Origin of the sequence: Thalassolituus sp. UBA3500 (assembly GCF_002377545.1) — a bacterium.
Classification (GTDB): Bacteria; Pseudomonadota; Gammaproteobacteria; order Pseudomonadales; family Oceanobacteraceae; genus Thalassolituus.
In genome coordinates, this window is sequence record NZ_DFQB01000021.1 from 7,975 (window position 1) to 29,239 (window position 21,265).

Below are 21,265 nucleotides of genomic sequence, written 5' to 3' on the forward strand. Positions count from 1 at the left end.
TACCGGCCTGTCACGCCGGGGGTCGCGGGTTCGAGTCCCGTCCAGTCCGCCATCTTTTTTAAGATCCCCTTTTTAAATGCACGCCGAGTTCGAGTCCCGCTTGAGCGGAAGCCCGGCCGTCCGCCATCTTCTTTTAAGATCCCCTTTTTTACACGCGCTATTTCAACCGGAACCTCTGTGTTTCCAGTTCTGATTTACCTCCAACAGATCTTTACGCTTTGGCATCAGGGATTCTGAGTCGTTGTCATACCCACGTCATATTGGCTGACTATCTTTTACACATAGTCGCAGGGAAGTCTGGGAACTCGGGTAAGGATGCCCGGTCTTTTCTCCAGCAGCGACTATATTTACTTTAAGTGGCACGCTATATGCTAAATCCGTTTGAGTACTTCTTCACGATCAGCTGTGTACTTAGAGTCGTCGCTCAGGAAGCGTTCCTGTAGTGGCAAACCAACAGGATTGGATCAACAACAAAAAGGAGATCAAAAATGTCTGATTACATTGAAGATCTGTTAGATGTCGGCTTTGACGATTACGAAGACGACTGCGATGACGCCGTAGAGATGTAACTGCGGCTCTGCCCTAGCGGCAGTTTTCCCTATAGCGGCCCGGCGCCTCGCCGGTCCAGCGCCTGAATGCGCGCTGGAATGCCGCAGCAGAACCAAACCCCAGCAAATACGCTATTTCCCCCAACGTCAGTGACGTATCCCTGATATAACTCACAGCCAGATCTCTGCGCGTTGCGTTGAGTACATCCTGATAGGTCTTTCCTTCGGCCTGAAGGCGTCTGCGCAGCGTCCAGGGCGCCATATTGAGGCGACTGGCCACCTTTCTCAACTCTGGAGTTTCACCGTCCAACAGGGGCGCCAGAGTACGAGCAACCTGCTCTGTCACACTAAGGCCCAGTCTCACCCTGTCTAACTCACGTTCCGCCTGACGCTTCAAACCTTCGTGGACAGAGTGGCAACTTTGGATCACGGGTAGCTTCAGTGCCTCATTTTGAAGCACTAACCGATTCGAGCCCGCGCCAAAATTCACCGGGCACTTGAAGTAACGACGGTACATATCGGCGTAACCGGGGTCCGAGAACTCGATATCCACCGCTTCGAGTATTCCCTCTTTCTGGCCACTGATCGAGCTCAGGATATGCGCCCAACTAGATAGTACAGAGTCAACCACAAACAGGTTGTAAGCGTTGTAGGGGCTCACAGAGTAGAACTTAAGTGCAGGCTTCCCCTCTTCCAACGAGAACGAACTCGCACCACGCGCGTTGAAGCTCGACAGCAATTCAAAGCCAGCGATTGCCTGACAGGCACGACGCAGATCTGGCGCCGTCATGGCAACCAGCCCCGCTAGCCCTAACTGAGCTGGCCAGGTATTACGACCCATTTCTAAACCAAACCAGGGGGCGCGGGTCTGCTGGATCGCATCGTGTCCGATACGCATAAAGCGTGGAATACTGATTCGGGTATCAGGCGATGCAAGGGTTTCAGGAAGAATGTTGTACTGACCCAGAAGCGCATCCGGGTCAGCACCGAGGGTACGCATGGTGCATGCGATCACCTCGACGTAGGTAATGCTCAGATCACCCAGCTTCATATTTGATCAGGCATCCATGCCGTCGTTGTCATCCGTCTCAGGAGTGACCTCTTCGCCATCACCCGGCTCGTAAAACTCAAGCAGGAACTGGTAACTCAGAGAGAGTACCGTGATTGATATCAGTGTCATGCTGTAGATGCCAAACGCAGCGATGAGATTTGTAGCAACATTATCCAGTGATACCAGTAGGAAAAATGGCAGATTGACCACCAAAGGCAAAACCAGGGCTACGATAACGAGACGCGTGCCATTACCTTTGCTCATTCTCCAGGCGCGCCCAAGATCAGAGCCTTCTGTACCGATGGCGATCTCTGGCAATGTAATCGACAGCCGCGCGAGAATATAAAGCATCAGCATAAATGCCGGAATAAACGCCAGCCCAACCACTTTTTGCATAGCAGCGGGATCACCGGCACCGGTCACAATACCCAGAATAACCATAGCCACAATAGTCACGCCCAACCCTGCTCCAGCAGAGACAAAAATAAGCTGCAGCGAGCGTAACAAATAACGCCAGTCGGAACGGTTTGGTATACGTAAAGCATTACTTGGCCAGTGAGATGCATCCTGAAGCGTAAAGCGATGAACGGTCGTCGCCAACAGGATGCTCAAAAGCATGGAGATACCCGTGACAATCCAGAACTCGATGGGGAAACCCATCTGCATCTCTGCTCCCTCTTGTCCCATCGCGGCAATGATAGGTTCAGTAATCGCAGCGCTGTAGCGATCTAATACGACGAGAACGACAATAATTGGAAGAAACATACTGAAAAGACGCGCGCGCTTAGCCCACAGTAAAAACAGCGCATCTTTGAACAATTCGAATACCGGGATTCTGGCTTCCAGGCCAAGCGGACTTTTCATTTTCACTCCAATGACAAATTAACGCTAAAAAAATGCCCCTGAACAGAGACTCTGTCAGGGGCATTAGTTTACCTGCTTTCAGCGATATTATCCCGCTGGCGGGACATCACCGTGCTTTTCCTTGTGGCGCGCCAACATGCTCTCTGGTTTAAGCAGGAAGCTGGCCAACGCAGGTAACAGAATCAGTGCGCCTAACATATTCCAGAGGAACATAAAGGTCAGCAGGATACCCATGTCGGCCTGGAACTTAATCGGCGACAGCATCCATGTAGCGACACCAATGGCCAGAGTGACACCAGTAAAGCTTACTGCCTTACCCGTCGAGCGAAGGGTTTCGAAAAAGGCCTCCTGCATCGACTTACCTGCGAGGATCATAACTTCAAGGCGGTTGTAGATATAAATGCCGTAATCGACACCGATACCGACACCCAGCGCAATCACTGGCAGCGTTGCCACCTTCACACCGATATCCAGGTACGTCATCAGCGCCTGACTCAGAATGGAGGTTAACGCCAACGGAATGAGAATACAGGCAACCGCCCGTAAGCTACGGAAGGTTATAAAGCAGAGAACAAAGACCACCACGTAAACGAAGATCAGCATGGTGCCCTGCGCATCTGCGATGACCTGATTCGTCGCAGCTTCAATACCCGCGTTACCCGAAGCTAACTGGAAGCGAACTGGCACTGAATCGATTTCACCGTCTTCGATGGCCTGTTCAAGTTCGTTGTAGCGATAGCCATAAAATTTCATATCGACGTCATCGTCGTAGCTGTCTTTGAAGTTTTCGACAGCGGCAACAACCGTTTCGAGCGTCTCGGCTTTGTGATCATTCAGATAGATAATGACTGGTGCCATTGAGCAATCGGAATTCAGCAGTGCGCCCGGTGCACGTTGAATTGAGGTGTTCAGAACCGTCTGGTTTCGTGACAGCGCTGACCAGTTCAGGTTGCCTTCGTTCATCGATTTGGTGACCAGTTTAGAGACTGTCACCAGTGAGGTCGCCGACTGCACTCCCGGTACGTTCTCCATGTACCACATGAAACGATCCATAGCGTCCATAACTTTGTAGGCGTTACAACGCTCAGGCGCCGTTTCGACCATCACCACGAATACGTCAGAACTGGTGGAGTAATTCCCAACCATGAAGGCGTTGTCTTTGTTGTAACGACTGTCGGCACGAAGTTCTGGTGCACCTTTATCAAGGTCCCCAATTTTCAGGTCCTGGCTGTAATAGTAACCGCCAATCCCCATTGCGATAGCAATCGCGATTGGGAACGGTGCAACCTTGCGGCTGGCAAATGCAGAAAGACCACGCCATACCGGCGCTTTGCTCTGAGATGCTTTGTAAGCATGATCGATACCCGGCTGACTGATACCTATATAAGACATAATCACAGGCAACAGGACCAGGTTGGTCACAATGATCATGGCAACCCCCACACTCGCAGCGATCGCCAGTTCCTGAATAACGCCAACATCGATAAAGAGCAGCGTCAAGAAGCCAATCGCGTCACTCAGGAGAGCCAACATGCCCGGCACGTACAGACCACGGAATGCATGGCGGGCCGCCTGCACCGGCGAAGCACCTTTGCCAGATTCAATCGCAATGCCGTTAATGATCTGAACACCGTGGCTGATACCAATCGCAAACACCAGGAAAGGTACCAGAACAGAATAGAGATCAATGGTAAAACCCAGCAGAGCCAGTGACCCTAACTGCCAGACAACCGCGATAAGAGACGCCACAATAGGAACAATGGTACCGCGAATACAACGGGAGTAGAGATACAGCAGAATGGCGGTCATCACCATGGCAGCGAGGAAGAAGAGCGCAATGGATTGCGCACCTTCTAACAGATCACCCAGTTTTTTCGGTGTACCCGTGATGTATATGCGGTACTGATCACTGCCGTATTTACTACGGATTTTCTCTTCAAGATCAGCACTGAAGGTTGCGTAGCTCAGCTTTTCACCTGTGTCCGGGTTGTACTCAACCAGCGGTACATTGATGATCGAAGACTCAAAGTTGTTCGCTACCAGACGACCAACCTGACCCGACTTCAAGACATTCTGACGAACCTGTTCGAGGCTGTCAGGAGAACCATCATAGGTGCTCGGAATAACCGGGCCGCCCTGAAAACCTTCCTCGGTCACTTCCATCCAACGGACGTTCGGTGTCCAGAGAGACTCCATTCCGGAGCGGTCGACACCCTTAACGAAAAAGATTTCGTCACTGATTTTACTCAGAGTATCCATGTAGTCCTGGGTAAAAATGTCACCGTCAGTTGTTTCGACAGCAATTTTTACGTTGGCTACACCACTTTTCATCTCATCTTTATGAACAAGGTAGTTCTGGATGTACTCGTGGTTCAGAGGGATATACTTTTCGATACTGGCATCCAGCGTAACCTTACTCAGGCCATAGCCAAATAACGCAGTCAGGGCCATCAGTACGACGATGACCAGCGAGCGATTGTTAAAGATCAGGCGTTCAAGAAACGGCTCCGATTCTGAAGACAGAATGTAGTGCTCTGGCTCAGAGGAGTAATGGTGCTTCTGTTCACTCATTGCCTTTCTCCCCGCTCATTTCTGCCTGACGTTGCAACAATTTGCCCTCTCTGCTTACCAATTGAATGCCAGCGTCGCCGGCAATAACGAAATGCCCGGCTTCACTGCGAATAACTGATGCTGCGCCTTTGCGGCCAGCGATGATTGTCGATTCTGCTCCTGATAGCTGAGCGTTCAGCGTCACCACGCTACCGCCGTTTCCGACTAGCATCGCACCTCGATCTGAACTGAAACCTCCCAGCAGAGTTTGCTCAGAACCGGTATCGAGCACTTGCCAGGTAATGCCGTCATCATCGGAGCGGTAGGTGTGTCCGCGCAGAGCGAAAAGAATCTGGGTATCCCCTTCATCGAGCAATCCAAAAAGAGAGCCGTCGTAAGGTGCTGACTGACCAACCCAGGTTTCACCCATGTCGTCTGATCGAAGCATAAGCCCCATTTCACCGACAATTGTCAGTGAGCGTTCGCCGACGCGGGTAATTGCGTTGAGGTGCAAGCGATTCGGGTTTGGCAGTCTTGAACTGATTTCAAACCACTCATTGCCACCGTCCATCGTCTGGAAGGCCATCCCGTACGCACCGACTGCAATACCTTCTCTCGCTGACCAGAAATACACATCAAGGAAGGGTTTGGTCGAGCCAGTTTCGAGATCGTACTCAGCATCCTGAAATGCAAATTCTGCATTCTCCAGAGCAGTCATGGCCTGCTCTACATCCATATCGGAGCCCGTTTCCTGAATTGCTTCTAAGCGCTCTTCCGCATTTGTCAGGTTATTCCGTGCCGACCTCAGCATCGCTTCATTGGCTTTGAAGCCGTCAAACTGTTTCGTCCAGTTTGATCCACCGTCCATCGTGTTGAGAATCACGCCGTCATGGCCGACAGCCCAGCCATTCTGTTCATCAGCAAAATCAACGGAAGTTAAGGTTGTGGTTACAGGAACGCTACCCTGACTCCAGGTGAAGCCGTTGTCTGTTGAAACGATAGCGTGGCCGTAGGCACCAACACTGACAAGCGCTTGACCACGATCTGTAACATCAAGTAACAATGATTCATGCGCCTTGTCGGACGACATTGCAGGTGTCTGGAGAGGATCCTGCCACTCTGCGAATGCTCCGGTTGATGTAGCCAGAGCCCCGCTAATGAACAGACCCGAGAGGAGGCTTAGCCCGCTCTTTTGGTTGCCTGCCCATGGCCTGACCAAATCAGAAAACATATAAAACCCCGTATTATTAGCATTATTAAAGCGGCGCTAGTCTAGCGGACAGCCCTACCACTGACTAACACGCTCTTGTTACGTTATGTAACCAAACTGGCGCTTCCCGCACCTTACTGCTACGCCCCCTTGACAGTGAAAATTACCGGGGAGGTGTTATCGGCGTCCGCGTCGACGCAATTCAGCCGGTGTGAAGTAACGGTCACCCGGAGGTGGGTTACTGTAGTCAATTTCTTCGGGCTCTTCGTTCATCAAGCCCTGTACATGGTAGCGGCGGTCGAGAAGATCATGGAACACATCCATGCCAGTCCAGGTCACCGGTAGCTCATAATACGTCTTAATATAGGCCATGCTCACACGCCACAACTGGCCATTCATATCGTACTGATCTGCTACCGCAATGCTCCAGGTATCTTCATCAATATAGAACACTCTTTTGCTGTAAACATGCCTCATACCATCTTTAAGCGTACCTTCAACGACCCAGACACGATGTTTTTCATAGCGGGTGTATTCTGGGTTGAGATGCCCTGGGCGCAGAATATCGTTGTAACTTGCCTCATTCGAGGTGAGACGATAGTTATTGTATGGAATGTAAATTTCGCGTTTATCGATAAGTTTCCAGTTATAGCGGTCCGGCGAACCGTTATAAATGTCCGTGTCGTCGGCATAGCGTAAGCCATCGGCAGCGGCAATAGGCGTGTCGTACGCAAGGTTAGGGGCACGACGTACACGACGCTGACCAGCGTTGTAACCCCAAGCCTGCCGGGCATCGTTTGCCTGGTTAAGAGGTTCATGGACCAGTACCGCACCACCAGCGAGACGCGCTGGTGCTTTGGTCACAGACAGATAATAGAAAAGTAAGTTATCCAGCTCTTCAATCGTTTTATCCTGACGGTAGTAGTTGAATTCAACCTGTTGCTCTACCGTAGTCGGTGTGAATTTGCCGTCCTGATGAACTGCAACCTCTGAAGCCTGCAGCTGCAGGTAGGTGCCACGCCAGCGAGTAATGTGATTCCAGACCGCCTGAACACCCGCCTGATTTTTATTATCACTCAGGATGGGGAACGGAATACCCGCGTACGAATAAAGAAGCGAGTTACCACCGTCGGCCAATTCGGCGCGTAACGCATTCTTATAGGTGTTTTCATACACCCACTCAGGTGCCGCTGCGGTACGACGAGTCTGGTATACGGGCATTTTGAAGGTGTCAGGGTATGTCCTGAACATCTCTTTCTGCCCTTCTGTCAGATTATTGCTGTACTGATTCATGTTCTGAGCAGTCACAGTAAACAGAGGCTGGTCGTCCGGAAATGGATCAGGGTGATGTTGCCCTGGCTCTTTGTATTCAACCGGCGGCAGAGTCAGTCCACCCCGCCATGGGGGAATATCACGACCGTTGCCCTCGCGCTGCCCACCCATGGGAGTGAGGACAGACTTAAGCCGTTCGGCTTCAGAAACTGAGACAGAGGCATAGGCCTGAGACACAAACATACCACCCGCCACGCATAGCGTGGCAAGCAATGAGGAACCGCGTTTTACACGGATGACACCTGAAAGATCCATCAGATCAGTTTTCCTTAAACCAAACTCTTGCTAACAACTTCGTACACGTCTTTCGAAAGACTGCCGCTATCCATGATCCGTTGCAACTCAGCTTTCATCAATTGTGACTGACTTGGCACTAAACGCTTCCACCGGGTCAGTGGCGTCAGTAATCGTGAAGCAATCTGAGGGTTGCTGGCGTTCAGGCGGATAACAGCGTCTGAAAGAAGACGATAACCACGTCCATTCTCACTGTGGAAGTGACACAGGGCCTGGTTGGCGAACGCGCCAATCACTGAACGTACTTTATTCGGGTTGCGCCAATCAAATGCTTCGTGCTCCAGCATTGTCTCAATGTGATCCGGTGAACCCAGACGTGATGATCCACACTGTACAGTCAGCCACTGATTAACCACCAATGAATCGTGTTTCCACTGTTCATAGAAGGTATTCAGTGCTTCCAGCGCTTCGGGTTCATCGCCACAGGTAACAAGTACGCGTAACGCCGCCATCTGATCGGTCATATTATCGGCGCTGGTAAACTGCGCCTTAGCCGCTGCGACGCCATCCGCAGATGCCCGCGCCCAGAACGACAGCGCGAGGTTTTTAAGTGAACGGCGCGCCATGTCTGCGGGTGCTGGCTGATATTCTGCCACAATGTTCAGACGCTCGTAGCACGCCTGAAAGTCTTCTTTCAATGCCTCAGCCACAGCAGACAACACCTGCTCGCGGCCGTTATGAATGGCAACAGGATCATAGGATTTACGCGTTTCTGCGATATACGCCTCTGACGGAAGAGCCAACAGGTAAGCGACCATCGCAGGATCAAGACTCTCATCACTGATCACACTCCGAAGTGCTTCCACATCCTCTTTTACCAGCTTAAAGCGACCCTTTTCGGCCAGCTCGATCCAGTGTAGCATCAGCTGCTGACCAGCATCCCAGCGGTTAAAGCCATCGCTGTCGTGTTGCAACATAAAACGCAACGCTGACTGACTGTGCTGATAATTGATGCGTACCGGCGCAGAAAAATCCCGGAACAGTGACACAACCGGTTCTTCAATCACGCCACCAAAACTAAAGGTCTGCTCGGCTTCGCGAAAGTGCAGTACCTGACTCTCTTCGGTCCAGAAGTCCGGCTGATCCGGGCGAATCTCGATATCTTCGCCACTGTGTGCGATGAACCCCAACTGAACAGGAATCCACAGCGGTTTTTTATTCGTTTGCCCCGGAGTATCCGGAGTACTTTGACGCAGGTTAATGGTCAAACGCTCTGCGGCATGATCGTACTGCGTAAGGACTTCGACCACCGGCGTACCTGATTGTTTATACCACAAGCGGAACTGACTCAGGTCGACGCTATTGGCGTCTTCCATCGCCTGTACAAAATCGTTGATGGTGACAGCCTGACCATCGTGACGCTCAAAGTAGAGGTCAGAGCCTTTGCAGAAACCGTCGGCACCCAGAATTTTATGCAGCATGCGAACAATTTCAGCGCCTTTTTCATAAATGGTCACTGTGTAAAAGTTCGAAATTTCGATGTACGAATCTGGCTGCACCGGGTGTGCCATCGGCCCACTATCTTCAGCGAACTGAACCGTACGCAGCATGCTGGCGTCTTCAATTCGTTTAACGGTCGGTGAATTCATATCCGCGGAGAAACAGGCATCCCGAAAAACTGTAAAGCCTTCTTTGAGACTCAACTGAAACCAGTCACGACAGGTGACACGGTTGCCCGACCAGTTGTGGAAATACTCATGTGCAACGATGGCTTCAATACGCTGATACGCCGCATCCGTAGCGGTTGCTGGATTAGCGAGAACACAGGAGGAGTTAAAGATATTAAGACCTTTGTTTTCCATCGCCCCCATGTTGAAGTCATCAACAGCAACAATCATGAAAATATCCAGATCGTATTCGCGGCCGTAAACCTCTTCATCCCAACGCATGGATCGCTTAAGGGCATCCAGCGCGTATTCTGTTTTATCAACGTTTTGCGGCTCGACGAAAATGCGCAACAGCACTTCGCGCCCCGAACAGGTCGTGAAGTGATCATCGCGAACCTGCAGGTCACCCGCGACTAACGCAAACAGGTAAGCTGGCTTTTTGTGTGGGTCATGCCAGACAACGTGCTTCTTACCCTCTTCGGTTTTTTCGCTTACCGGATTACCGTTCGACAGTAACACTGGAAACTGCTCAGCATCAGCGATAATTTCAGTCGTAAAGACCGACATCACGTCCGGGCGATCCGGGTAGTAAGTAATACGACGGAATCCTTCAGCCTCACACTGCGTGCAGTACATGCCGCCGGAGCGATACAAACCTTCCAGTGCCGTATTTTTCTCGGGGTAAATCTGCGTAGAGATTGCCAACTCATGCGAAGAGCCCAATCCACTGAGCGTCAGAGTTTCATCACCCAGTACATAATCATCGGTTGTCAGGTCGTTGCCATCGAGACGGATGCTCAGTAGCTCAAGGTCCTGGCCGTTGAGCACGAGCTCGTTTCCTTCACCGACCTGTTTCAGGGTCAGAACAGAATGCACCTGGGTATAGCCATCGTTTAATTCAAATTTAAGATGGGTATCAGTTACTTCATAAGCAGGCGCGCGGTAATCCGCTAACTGAATCGCCTTCGGTTGAGCGTCACGCATGTTAAGACTCCCTGTTCACAGTCACTCTGACATTGTATGAGGTAAATTTTCGCAGGTTGATGACACCAGTATCGAGTATAAGGTACTGCCCCTTCATGCCCATCAGGCGACCCGACACTTCTGCGGTTTTATCGAAATTATGGCTGGTTACTTTGGTCGGGTACTCAATCACTGGGTAATTAAAGTGCCGGACGCTCTCGTTCGTCAACCATGTTATCGAGCCAGGACCTTGCTCCAGCTCAAGCTGATTAAGTTCTTCTGCGAAATGTTCTCTGAGTCGCTCTCTCTCTGAGAGCAGATCCAGCTCTGGTGAATCGCCTTTGAGCATCGCCCGCCAGTTCGTTTTATCGGCGATATCTCGTCGGATAATATCTTCGACCAGCCCAGCCAGGCGTCGTGTCGCTACTCTCGCAATCGGTAAAGCTTGTGCTGCGCCCTGATCCAGCCAGCGCGACGGCATGTTCTTCATTCGAGTGATTCCCACTTTCACACCCGACGAGTTGGCAAGATATACGATATGGTCGTTAAAACAGACCCGTTCTCCCCAGGCTGCATCACGACAGGTCCCCTGATGGAAATGACACTTTTCAGGGCTCATGATGCAGGAATCGCACTCAGGCAACTTGGTGAAGCAGGGGTAACAGTAACCTTGACTGAAACTTTTATTGGTTGGTCGGTTACAGGCACGACAATGGATGTCACCTTCCCACGTAAGGGACAGGCTTTTTCCGAGAAAGTCGTTGATTGGGAACTCTTCATTGTTGAGCACAAGCGAGTATGCCACCGTTGCCGCCGGACGAATGCGCATCTTATCCAAATGGCCGGAAAATTCTGACTTGCTCATTGGATATTCAGCGGCTGGGTGTCGTCGTCTTTGCCCGATTTACAGCCCTGATCGAGGTAACCTACTCGCTGATCGGCAGGCACATCGTGGGTGTTTTCGTAATAGATGATGGCTTCCATGCACAATTCACGCTGCCCGTCTTCAAGCTTTCGACCGTTCGGCCAGCGACCTGTTGCAACCGCGTTTTTCAGGTTTTCGTACACTTCTGGTGTGAGTGAACGGATCAGATCATCAAGATTCATTATTTCTCCGATTAGGATTTGGCCAGATCACGGCCAGCAGGAAACCACACAGTAAACCGCCCAGGTGCCCACCATGAGCCGACCCCGACAGGCCCGGCACCACGGTGTCTCCAAACAGCATAATCACCATAAAGAAAATCATTACCCCCAACAAGGCCGGAGGAATGCCGTATTGTATTTTGTAGCGGTATTGACGCAGCCCGGTCCAGGCCGCCAGGCCATAGACGACACCCGATATGCCGCCAAATGCCGGGCCAGCCAACCACCACTGCAACAGGTTCCCGCTTACGCCGCACAGTATGAGCAATGCCAAAATTCCGAAACGCTCTCCCTGACGCTCCATGGCTCCGGCCAGCACCCAGACCCATAAACTGTTGAACAACAGGTGCATCACGCTGAAATGCAGCAGTGTCGGCCGCCAGATTTCCCAGAACGACATGTTCAGATAGGTAGAAAGTTGATTGCGGGCATCCGGCCAGAGTGCCTGGCTATTTTCCAACCACCCGTGCCAATCATTTGATAAGTGCTGCCAGCCAAAGACGCCAACCACCAGCAACATAAGGCCGACAGTCAGTGGTACCGCAGCCAGACGCTGTACTATTGACGTGCCCGAGGTTGTAACCGGTTCAGGCTCTGGCAACGAACCCTCTCGCCAGTCGTCCAGCAGTTCTTTAATTCGGTCAATATCATCGGGGTCGGCTATCAGCAAAACCTGCTGATTACCCTCCTCAACAACGCGATGTACGATTTTCTCTGACCAAAGATGGCGGGTCAGAGGCGACAGATCAGTCTCCAGTGGAGCACTCAGTACGGCCAGCGGTTGCATCAGCGCTCTTTCTTTTCAACACGAACCCAAGCGAATTTACCCTTCTGCAGATGACGCTCGGTATCCATTCGGTACGCTACGAGACGGCCATACTTTACCGCACTGTAATCGAGGCAGGCGATATTTGGCACGATGGGCTCAGGCAAACCGGACATCCAGTAGTGGCCAATAAACAGCGGTTTTTCGTCGGGTCCGTAGAACAACAACTGCTCTTTCTCGTCTTCGCTCAACAGCGCGTGCTGCAGATCTTCTGGCAGAGGATCTGGCTGAAAGATCACATCATTGTACCGTTGCGGGTCTCCGGCCCAGAATTTAGTGCGGAAGAACTGACGGACCATGCCGTCTTTCGCCGTCATTGAACGTCCATCAGGCAATTTCAGTGATGTTCCGCGAAGCATCCGATCCAGAAACTGATAGAGAAATGAGTCCGTCTGCACAGACTCAGGCAGCATGTCTTTGGTGATGTGGTTGGTTCCGTACCGTCGCAGGTATTCGTCAATCATCTGGTGATCCCAACAGGCATGCACCACTCGGAAGTGCTCGTACTCGCGGAACAGCGGAATGGTCAGGAACCAGTCGAGCATTTCGTTAAATTCCTGCGGATAATTCGCGAATTGCTCTAATGTCTGCTCGACGATGAAGTTATTACGCGGCGTATGAGGACGCAGAAATGGCTGACGCATACCCGCCGGTGCTTCGCTCAGATAAGTCACAACGTTGTATTCGTGGTTACCCATAACGATATCGGCGTGGCCAGCTTCTACCATGTCGCGCACGATGTGACACGCAAGACGGATATTAGGCCCACGGTCAACGATGTCACCCAGAAAAACAACTTTCCGCTTCGGATGCTGATACACCCCGTTGCGCTTGCTGTAACCCATCTGTTCAAGCAGATCAATCAGCGTCAGGCCGCAGCCATGAATGTCGCCTATCAGGTCATATCCCTGATGCATATTCATTCTCCGAGGTTACTGCTCCAGCCCAACTTAGTACGACAGATCTCGTAAAAGTTGTGACCTTTCGGATGGATCAGTTTCAGCTTGTGCGCTTTTTTACGGATAGTGATGCTATCACCCGGTGCACAAGGAATGTGTGTCTGGCCATCACAACTGATCGTCGGATACAGCCCCTGGCTGGCATCCACAACAATTTTCACTTCGGCCTTGCCGTCAACCACGATAGGCCGGCTCGACAGGGTATGCGGGAACATTGGTACCAACACCAAAGCATCCAGTCGCGGGTGCATGATTGGACCGCCCCCAGACAAAGCATAGGCGGTAGATCCGGTGGGTGTTGAAACAATCAGACCATCAGAACGCAGGTGATAAACAAACTGCCCTTCGATGTAGAGATCAAAGGCGATCATCCGGGCGGACTTACCCGGGTGCAGAACCACGTCGTTCAGGCCTGTTGCAGAACCTATCGGGTTGCCATCACGTTTGATTTCCGCATCGAGAAGGAAACGTCTTTCTTCTATATATTCACCGTCGAGAACGGCCTGAACCGCCTCGCACATTTCATCATCCGGGCTGATATCGGTCAGGAAGCCCAGGCGACCACGGTTGATCCCCAACACCGGCGTGTTGAATTTGGCGAGCGCCCGAGCGGCACCGAGAAGGCTGCCGTCACCACCGACAACAATCACCAGGTCACATATTTCACCCAGCATATTCACATTGCTGACCTGCATGCCGTGCCCCGGCATTACCTCCGCGATACGGTCGTCCAGAATGGTGTGATACCCCTCGTCAATCAGATAGCGCGCCAAACGACGGATAGTATCAATCACTTTATTACTGTTCAGTCGGCCAATCAGACCGATATTGCGGAACTCTTCCATCAGAAAACTGGTAACCTCAACAAATCACGGGCTGCAGTCATCATCCTGCTGCAGCGTCTTTTTATATACTATACCGCAGAACACCAGGCTTGACCCCATGGCGACCACCCCGGAAGCATTCTTCGATATTCAGGATAAGAACAAACGCGATCTGCTCTGGAGCATATTCGGCCCGTCTCTCCTGGACAGCAGCGTAACACCGGCACTGAAAGAAATATTGCCCGAGTTGCGCGAAAGCCACCTGAAAGGGACCACTCTGTCACCCGACTTTCAGAGCCCGCGCCTGGGCTTTCGTTTCGAACAACTCTGGCAATCTGCTCTGAGCAGTAGTCAGGTTCCTTTTATCGCCAATCAGCAGATAACTGAACAGAACAGAACTTTAGGTGAACTCGATCTGTTAATTCCGAGGGAAAACAGCACCCTGCACATTGAGCTCGCACTGAAGTTTTATCTCGGTGTGGAAGACGACTGGATTGGCCCTAATCGTCGCGATCTTCTCAGCCGCAAAATACAGCACACTTTCGAGCACCAGTTACCTCTGGCTCAGCATGATGTTGCACTGGATGCAATTAGAGAATTTACCCCGACGCCGGTGAGGTCATTCGCCATTATGCGCGGTTGCCTGTTCTCGCCCGTGCATGATGTATCGGCCGCCCCTCTTCCCGCCGAGATCAGTCCAGACCACTGGTCCGGCTATTGGTGCCCGGTTGATCAGGCTCACTACTTACCGGAAGGGCACTGGTATGTTTTATCAAAACAAGACTGGCTTAGCCCCGTATACTCGTCGTTTGCTGTATCTCGCGAAGAATTGCTGAAGTATCTTAAATGCACGTATAAACATCTGAGCATTCCGCTGGCGATCGCCCGGATGGGAAAGCTAGAAAACGGCTGGGGTGAAGTTGAGCGCTGGATGATGGTGGCGCCTGACTGGCATAGCTAACGCGTGGCGGTATTTCTACTCATATTTGCCTGAGAGACCATCCACACTGCGCCGCCCCTGAAGTCCACCACTATGGATCAGCAGGCTACGTCCATGGTCAGCTTCACGCTCCATCAGCCAGGCCGCCAACAGGCGAACGGTATAAACGGGATCAAGCATCAGGCCTGCCCGGTCTGCATCTGTGATCAGCTCTCTGAGTGCTGGCGACAACTTACCAAATCGCAGTTTCTCTGGTTGACCTGCAAAGCGGATCTCAGGTGCCAAGGGCATACTCATCATTTTTGCTTCAAGCGCCCCCTGGTCCTGCACTGCATTAACGATGACCAAGGTCTGGTCGGGCCTCAACCTCTCGGCGATGGCTATTGCGGTCGTTCCCGTTCCGGCAGCGACCCAGATTTCGTCATACTTCTCAAATAACGGCGCCAGCATGGCAAACCCATGCCTGCCCTCAGAGCCGTCGCCGCCCTCAGGAATCACCCAGGCATCCTCATCAACCGCCAGCTGTTCACGCCATGCTTCGTTGTAGCGCAAAGCGTACTGACCACGATTGCAGAACCGGATTGTCATACCTGCGTCGATACAGTCCTGCAACGTAGGCGTGAGTGGCTGTTCAGGGTATCCCTGCACCAAAGCGGTCACGGGAATGTTGAGCCGTTGCGCGGCAAACGCCAGCGCGTGAAGATGATTTGACCATCGCCCACCAAAACTGACGAGAGAAGATTTGCCCGATGCCTCCCAGGCCTCCAGGTGCCCGAGAAGCTTGAATACTTTATTGCCTGATAACACAGGATCTAACCGATCAAGGTGAAGGCAATCAAACCTCAGTCCACGAATCTCATGAATCGCGATCAGGTCTGAACTGACACGCGAGCCGGCATCAGGGATCAGGCGTTCCAAAAAGTGGGATAAATCAGACACAAGAAAGGGTCAGGTAAATTGCTCAGATAAATTACTAAGGAAATAATAAGCGTACAATGCCAGATGCCTCGCCTGCTGTCATGCAACACAAAGGGGTAGACAGGGCTTACTACAGCCTCAGTAACGCTTTTTCACTGCACTCGGGTCCGTTGGCATGCCAAACTCATTGGTCTCGGATGCTGCTTCTTTCGACAGAGCTTTGGACAGATTGTCGTTCGGGCCCTCAGGCTCTTCGAGTACTTCGTTTTTTTCACCGCGGTACAACGCTGCGGTTTTTTCGGCAATGGCCTTCACGCGCTGATTCTTTTCAGGGAACTGAATATCAAACTCAATCAACAGTTTGCGTGCGGCCTTGAAATAATTAGCGGCCGTGACGATATCACCACGTCCGGCAGCAACATCGCCCTGAGCAGTGTAAGTATCCACTTCTCGCTCCAGCAGGGTCATTTTAAGGTACCGTCGATACTCAACCATGGCGGTTTCAGATATCTGTTTCTTCTTCGCCATCAACGCAAGTGCTTTCAGCACCGCTGAGAACTGCCGGCGGCCATACTTCAGCTCACGGTCACTTTTCAGCACCTTGCGACATGGGCCATCGGCCTTAATTTTCTGCTCGTACGGTTCAGCATCAAACTCTCCTTCACCCGCCTCTGCACCGGCCTGCGACGCCGCCAGCGCATAGAGTTCCCTTACCCGCTCCAATACGGCAGCCTGAATTTCACGGTGACTGTCGACAAGCATCAGATATTCCAACGCTTCCAGCAGATCTCCGGCCTTCTGACGAAGAAGCCGCGCCTGACTCTGCTTAGCCTGTTTCTTCTGCATATTGCGGTTATAAACAACGGCACCAAGCATGAGTAACGTCAGCGGTACAGCGATCGCCAGAACCAGTCCGATAGCCGACATATTTTCCAACTCCGTGTGTTTGTGCTATTCCTGACAACAGGTGGCAAAGTTAAAGAATGGGTGTTGATTAACCAAAGTTTAGCAAGTTTCTGGCTGTCCGCTGGTTTACTGAGCTGATCATGAGACTTGACCTTACCCCATGTTTTGGTTTTAAAGTGTCGCCTAATTGAGCCTGTCCGGTGTCTTCATCAAGCCGGCCAGTGGAATTTCAGGCGCAGGCATCCTCTGCCAGCGCCCTATTAAGGTATCTGAACGGACTATGGGCAAATCACTGGTGATTGTGGAGTCGCCTGCTAAGGCGAAGACGATCAATAAGTATCTCGGCAAAGATTTCATCGTAAAATCCAGTGTCGGCCACATCCGCGACCTGCCCACATCGGGCGGAGCAACCAAGTCAGACCCGAAAGAACGTGCCCGACAGGCGGCCCTGACACGTAAAATGTCACCCGATGAGAAAGCCGAGTACAAAAAGAAAAAGGCTCATGACCAGTTGATCAACCGGATGGGTATTGATCCGGACAACGACTGGAAAGCCAGCTACGAAGTGCTTCCGGGTAAAGAAAAGGTTGTCGAAGAACTACAGCGTCTGGCAAAGAATGCCGACCAGATCTATCTCGCAACGGATTTGGACCGCGAAGGGGAAGCCATTGCCTGGCACCTGCGGGAAGTCATCGGTAGCGACGCCAAGCCATATCGTCGCGTGGTGTTCAACGAAATCACAAAGAAAGCCATCCAGGCTGCATTCGAACAACCTTCTGAGCTGAACATCAATCGGGTTAATGCTCAGCAGGCGCGCCGCTTCCTCGACCGCGTCGTTGGCTTCATGGTATCCCCTCTGTTGTGGGCAAAAGTTGCACGCGGCCTCTCTGCGGGGCGTGTACAGTCGGTTGCTGTACGCCTGATCGTCGAACGCGAACGTGAAATTCGTGCCTTTATTCCAGAAGAGTACTGGGAAGCCTTTGCCAATCTGAAATCTGCCGATGGCGACGACCTGCGGGCGCAGGTTGCCAAAGTTGCCGGTAAGGAGTTCCGCCCAAACAACGAAGCGGACACGACGTCAGCACTCGATATTATCCGTAAAGGCCCGTTTAAGGTCACCAAGCGCGAAGACAAACCAACCAGTTCTCGTCCGGCTGCGCCTTTTATTACCTCGACGCTGCAGCAGGCTGCAAGTACCCGCCTGGGGTACAGTGTTAAAAAGACGATGACTCTCGCTCAGCGCCTGTATGAAGCTGGTTACATCACCTACATGCGTACTGACTCGACGAACCTCAGTCAGGACGCAGTGACGAGCGTACGTGATTACATCACCGACAAACTTGGTGCCGAGTATCTTCCGGACAACCCACGCCAATACAGCAGCAAAGAAGGCGCACAAGAAGCGCACGAAGCGATTCGCCCTTCTGATGTGAAACTGCGTTCTGGTGACCTGTCTTCCATGGAACCAGACGCTGAACGCCTGTATGACCTGATCTGGCGCCGTTTTGTTGCCTGTCAGACGAACGATGCCAAATTTACCAGCACCACTGTAACGGTTCACTCCGGCGACTACGAACTGCGTACCAAGGGCCGTGTGATCCGTTTCGACGGCCATCTGAAAGTGCTGCCACCAGTGGGCAGCAAAGGCGATGATGATGTGCTTCTGCCCGATGTTCAGGAAGGTGATGTTCTCACTCTGCAAGAGCTTGAACCAAAGCAGCATTTTACCAAGCCTGCACCGCGGTTCTCTGAAGCGGCGCTGGTGAAAGAGCTTGAAAAACGAGGTATCGGTCGCCCGTCTACCTATGCGTCGATTATTTCGACCATTCAGGATCGCGGTTACGTCAGCCTGAAAGGCCGACGCTTCTACGCTGAAAAAATGGGCGATATTGTCACCAGCCGCCTGACCGAAAACTTCACCGATCTGATGGATTACAGCTTCACTGCCACCATGGAAGAAAAGCTGGATGAAATTGCCGATGGTGAAGCTAACTGGAAAGGCGTTCTGAATAACTTCTACAGCGACTTTACCGACAAGCTCGAGGAAGCTGGCAGTGAAGACGGAATGCGCCCTAATGACCCGGTCGATACTGACATCAAATGTCCGACCTGCGGTCGCCACATGCAGATTCGTACGGGTTCTACAGGGGTATTCCTTGGTTGTTCTGGTTACAGCCTTCCGCCTAAAGAGCGTTGCACACAGACACTGAACCTCATTCCGGGTGATGAAGTCATTAGTGCTGACGAAGACGATGAGGCAGAGAGCCGCCGCCTGATGGACAAGCGTCGCTGCAAAATCTGTGATGCCGCAATGGAAAGCTATCTGCTGGATGAAAAACGCAAAGTACATATCTGCGGCAACAATCCGGATTGCGAAGGCTTTGAAGTAGAAGAAGGTCAGTTCCGCATCAAAGGCTACGATGGCCCGACGCTGGAATGCGATAAGTGCGGATCAGAGATGCAGCTCAAGTCTGGCCGTTTCGGTAAGTATTTTGGCTGTACCAATGACGAGTGTAAAAACACCCGTAAGTTGCTGAAAAATGGTGAAGCCGCGCCGCCCAAAATGGACCCGGTACCTATGCCGGAACTGCAGTGCGAAAAAGTTGAAGACACCTATATTCTGCGCGATGGCGCAAGTGGTCTTTTCCTCGCCGCAAGTCAGTTTCCACGCAAACGTGAAACCCGTGCACCACTGGTATCTGAGATCATTCCACACAAGAATGAGATTGATCCTAAGTATCACTTCCTGATGAGTGCTCCGGAAAGAGACAATGATGGTAATCCGACCATCATTCGTTACAGCCGGAAATCCAAAGAGCAGTACGTGATGACGGAAAGCGAAGGTAAAGCAACAGGCTGGAGTGCCACTTGGGACGGCAAGCAGTGGAACATTACTGAAAAGAAAAAGGCTGCCCCTAAGAAAGCGACTGCAAAAAAAACGACAACTAAGAAAACCGCAACAAAAAAAGCAACAGCTAAGAAAACCGCAGAAAAAAAATCGGCGGAATAAGTCACTTTCAGCAAGATCGGCCAAGGGCGCCAGTAAGGCGTCTGAAGCCCCATAAAAAGGCCTTAAACGTGGCCTTTTTTTAATAATATATTCGTATATCTTTCATCATTTCTTCACTGTTAATCTGGAAATCTCTGAAATCAGAGAACGACTTACCTGTGCCTCAGGTACCCGATAACATTTAAGGAAATTGGCTATGAAAGGATTTATTTCTCTACTCATTCTTGCAGCATCACTGGCTTTCTCTCAGGTTTATGCTGAAGAGCCGGGTGGCCCAGTGAATATTAATACTGCGTCCGCTGAAGAACTCAGTGAACTGAAAGGCGTTGGCAAAGCAAAAGCAGAAGCTATTGTTGCCCACCGCAAAGAACACGGGCAGTTTGATAAAGTTGAAGACATCACTCAAGTTAAAGGGATAGGCGAATCAATCCTTAATTCGAACCGCCCACTACTGAGCCTGGAATAAGCACTGAACAATAAAAAGGAGGCATCAGCCTCCTTTTTTAATCATAAACTGCACCATACAAGGAGCCATGAAAGACCTTACTCAACGAAGGTACAACGCCCCCACTCACAGCGCACGATACTCAGTGGTTGATCATCACATTCAACATTATAAATTTCATAAGGCCATTCACCCTTGATCAGGCTGACACCTGAACGGTCACAGCTTTGTTGATCTGAGAGTTTCTCAACGACATAAAGCGAACGTCCATAACGCTTACCCGTTGCTGTTTCGACCATGCCTTTGCGCTCACGATAGGTGTCCTGCTCTTTCGCGGCAGTCGCTTCAAGGCTCGACAGCGCCTGCTGAATTTCTTCTGAGCCTTTGATATCCCACTCACCCGCCTGATATTCACCAAGAATTTTCACACACAGATCTTCTTTATCTGAAGCACCTTCAAGTTTATTCCTGACCGTCTGCACCGCGCGCTCCTGGACTTCCCAAGTCAGCCCCATAGCCACACGCGCTCCCGTATCTAACCGGGTATCTGTGACCGTAATCAAATTGTAGGCAAGGCCAAAGTCTGCAGCCTCAACAGCATCACCGTTACGTTGCCACCAGTCTGCTCTTGCTGTCTCCGCGGCATAGTTAGCGCGACCACTGACCGCCGCACATTCATAACGCCAGGTGTTCATCATGGTGTCTGCTTGTAATGCGTAAAAAATTGCGTCTCCTTTTGGGGAGAGCTGGTTACTTGCACAACCGGTCAAGAACGTCGCTGCTGCAACCATGGAAAGCAGTGCTCTGGTCATTTTTATTCCTTATCTGAAGCGGTGAACAAAGCTCGAACATCAGCCGCCGTAAACGGCCAG

Annotated in this window: 17 protein-coding genes; 3 read left to right on the plus strand and 14 right to left on the minus strand. The window is 51.5% G+C overall.

Features of this window, described 5'->3' with window-relative positions:
* Window positions 1-582 precede the first annotated feature (582 nt).
* The 11 genes from B2R29_RS04485 to B2R29_RS04535 form a co-directional block, all read right to left on the minus strand.
* Window positions 583-1,599 carry an AraC family transcriptional regulator gene (locus tag B2R29_RS04485; protein WP_301179969.1) on the minus strand — a complete coding sequence of 339 codons (1,017 nt, stop codon included), beginning with the start codon at window positions 1,597-1,599 and terminating at the stop codon, window positions 583-585.
* 6 nt (window positions 1,600-1,605) lie between these two features.
* Window positions 1,606-2,463, minus strand: coding sequence for a hypothetical protein (locus B2R29_RS04490; RefSeq protein WP_301179970.1), 858 nt, complete (start codon window positions 2,461-2,463; stop codon window positions 1,606-1,608).
* 87 nt (window positions 2,464-2,550) lie between these two features.
* Complete coding sequence (locus tag B2R29_RS04495; RefSeq protein WP_414716602.1) at window positions 2,551-4,914, minus strand: efflux RND transporter permease subunit; 2,364 nt, start codon at window positions 4,912-4,914, stop codon at window positions 2,551-2,553.
* Between the two features lie 112 nt (window positions 4,915-5,026).
* Window positions 5,027-6,244, minus strand: a complete 1,218-nt coding sequence (locus B2R29_RS04500) for a YCF48-related protein (protein WP_301179972.1) — start codon at window positions 6,242-6,244, stop codon at window positions 5,027-5,029.
* A gap of 156 nt (window positions 6,245-6,400) precedes the next feature.
* Window positions 6,401-7,810, minus strand: a complete 1,410-nt coding sequence (locus B2R29_RS04505; RefSeq protein ID WP_301179973.1) for a DUF1329 domain-containing protein — start codon at window positions 7,808-7,810, stop codon at window positions 6,401-6,403.
* A 14-nt stretch (window positions 7,811-7,824) separates the two neighbouring features.
* Window positions 7,825-10,440, minus strand: a complete 2,616-nt coding sequence (gene pepN, locus B2R29_RS04510; protein WP_301179974.1) for an aminopeptidase N — start codon at window positions 10,438-10,440, stop codon at window positions 7,825-7,827.
* Between the two features lies 1 nt (window position 10,441).
* Window positions 10,442-11,137, minus strand: a complete 696-nt coding sequence (locus tag B2R29_RS04515) for a DUF2797 domain-containing protein (RefSeq protein WP_308790804.1) — start codon at window positions 11,135-11,137, stop codon at window positions 10,442-10,444.
* A 143-nt stretch (window positions 11,138-11,280) separates the two neighbouring features.
* Entirely contained in the window at window positions 11,281-11,526 is a 246-nt protein-coding gene (locus tag B2R29_RS04520; RefSeq protein WP_301179976.1) for a YeaC family protein, read from the minus strand.
* Window positions 11,516-12,352 carry a rhomboid family intramembrane serine protease gene (locus B2R29_RS04525; RefSeq protein WP_301179977.1) on the minus strand — a complete coding sequence of 279 codons (837 nt, stop codon included), beginning with the start codon at window positions 12,350-12,352 and terminating at the stop codon, window positions 11,516-11,518. Before B2R29_RS04525 ends, B2R29_RS04520 begins: the two co-directional genes overlap by 11 nt.
* On the minus strand, window positions 12,352-13,308 hold the full coding sequence (locus B2R29_RS04530; RefSeq protein ID WP_301179978.1) for a metallophosphoesterase: 957 nt from the start codon (window positions 13,306-13,308) through the stop codon (window positions 12,352-12,354). The genes B2R29_RS04525 and B2R29_RS04530 overlap by 1 nt, the downstream gene beginning before the upstream one ends.
* Before the next feature lie 2 nt (window positions 13,309-13,310).
* Window positions 13,311-14,195: an NAD(+) kinase gene (locus B2R29_RS04535; protein ID WP_301179979.1), complete on the minus strand. Its 885-nt coding sequence runs from the start codon at window positions 14,193-14,195 to the stop codon at window positions 13,311-13,313.
* Between the two features lie 97 nt (window positions 14,196-14,292).
* On the opposite strand from B2R29_RS04535, the gene B2R29_RS04540 reads away from it, so the two are divergent.
* Window positions 14,293-15,135 (plus strand): DUF1853 family protein, encoded by an 843-nt coding sequence (locus B2R29_RS04540; protein WP_301179980.1) that lies wholly within the window; start codon window positions 14,293-14,295, stop codon window positions 15,133-15,135.
* A gap of 15 nt (window positions 15,136-15,150) precedes the next feature.
* Here the strand turns inward: B2R29_RS04540 and B2R29_RS04545 are convergent, their stop codons facing one another.
* Both B2R29_RS04545 and B2R29_RS04550 read right to left on the minus strand, forming a co-directional pair.
* Complete coding sequence (locus B2R29_RS04545; RefSeq protein WP_301179981.1) at window positions 15,151-16,053, minus strand: 1-aminocyclopropane-1-carboxylate deaminase/D-cysteine desulfhydrase; 903 nt, start codon at window positions 16,051-16,053, stop codon at window positions 15,151-15,153.
* Window positions 16,054-16,170: 117 nt separating this feature from the next.
* The gene (locus tag B2R29_RS04550) at window positions 16,171-16,959 is read right to left on the minus strand and encodes a hypothetical protein (RefSeq protein WP_301179982.1); all 789 of its coding nucleotides are present in this window, start codon (window positions 16,957-16,959) and stop codon (window positions 16,171-16,173) included.
* A gap of 259 nt (window positions 16,960-17,218) precedes the next feature.
* On the opposite strand from B2R29_RS04550, the gene topA reads away from it, so the two are divergent.
* Both topA and B2R29_RS04560 read left to right on the plus strand, forming a co-directional pair.
* Entirely contained in the window at window positions 17,219-19,948 is a 2,730-nt protein-coding gene (gene topA / locus B2R29_RS04555; RefSeq protein WP_301179983.1) for a type I DNA topoisomerase, read from the plus strand.
* Window positions 19,949-20,144: 196 nt separating this feature from the next.
* Complete coding sequence (locus tag B2R29_RS04560; protein ID WP_301179984.1) at window positions 20,145-20,414, plus strand: ComEA family DNA-binding protein; 270 nt, start codon at window positions 20,145-20,147, stop codon at window positions 20,412-20,414.
* A gap of 77 nt (window positions 20,415-20,491) precedes the next feature.
* Here B2R29_RS04560 and B2R29_RS04565 read toward each other — a convergent pair whose 3' ends face one another.
* The gene (locus B2R29_RS04565) at window positions 20,492-21,205 is read right to left on the minus strand and encodes a hypothetical protein (RefSeq protein ID WP_301179985.1); all 714 of its coding nucleotides are present in this window, start codon (window positions 21,203-21,205) and stop codon (window positions 20,492-20,494) included.
* Window positions 21,206-21,265 lie beyond the last annotated feature (60 nt).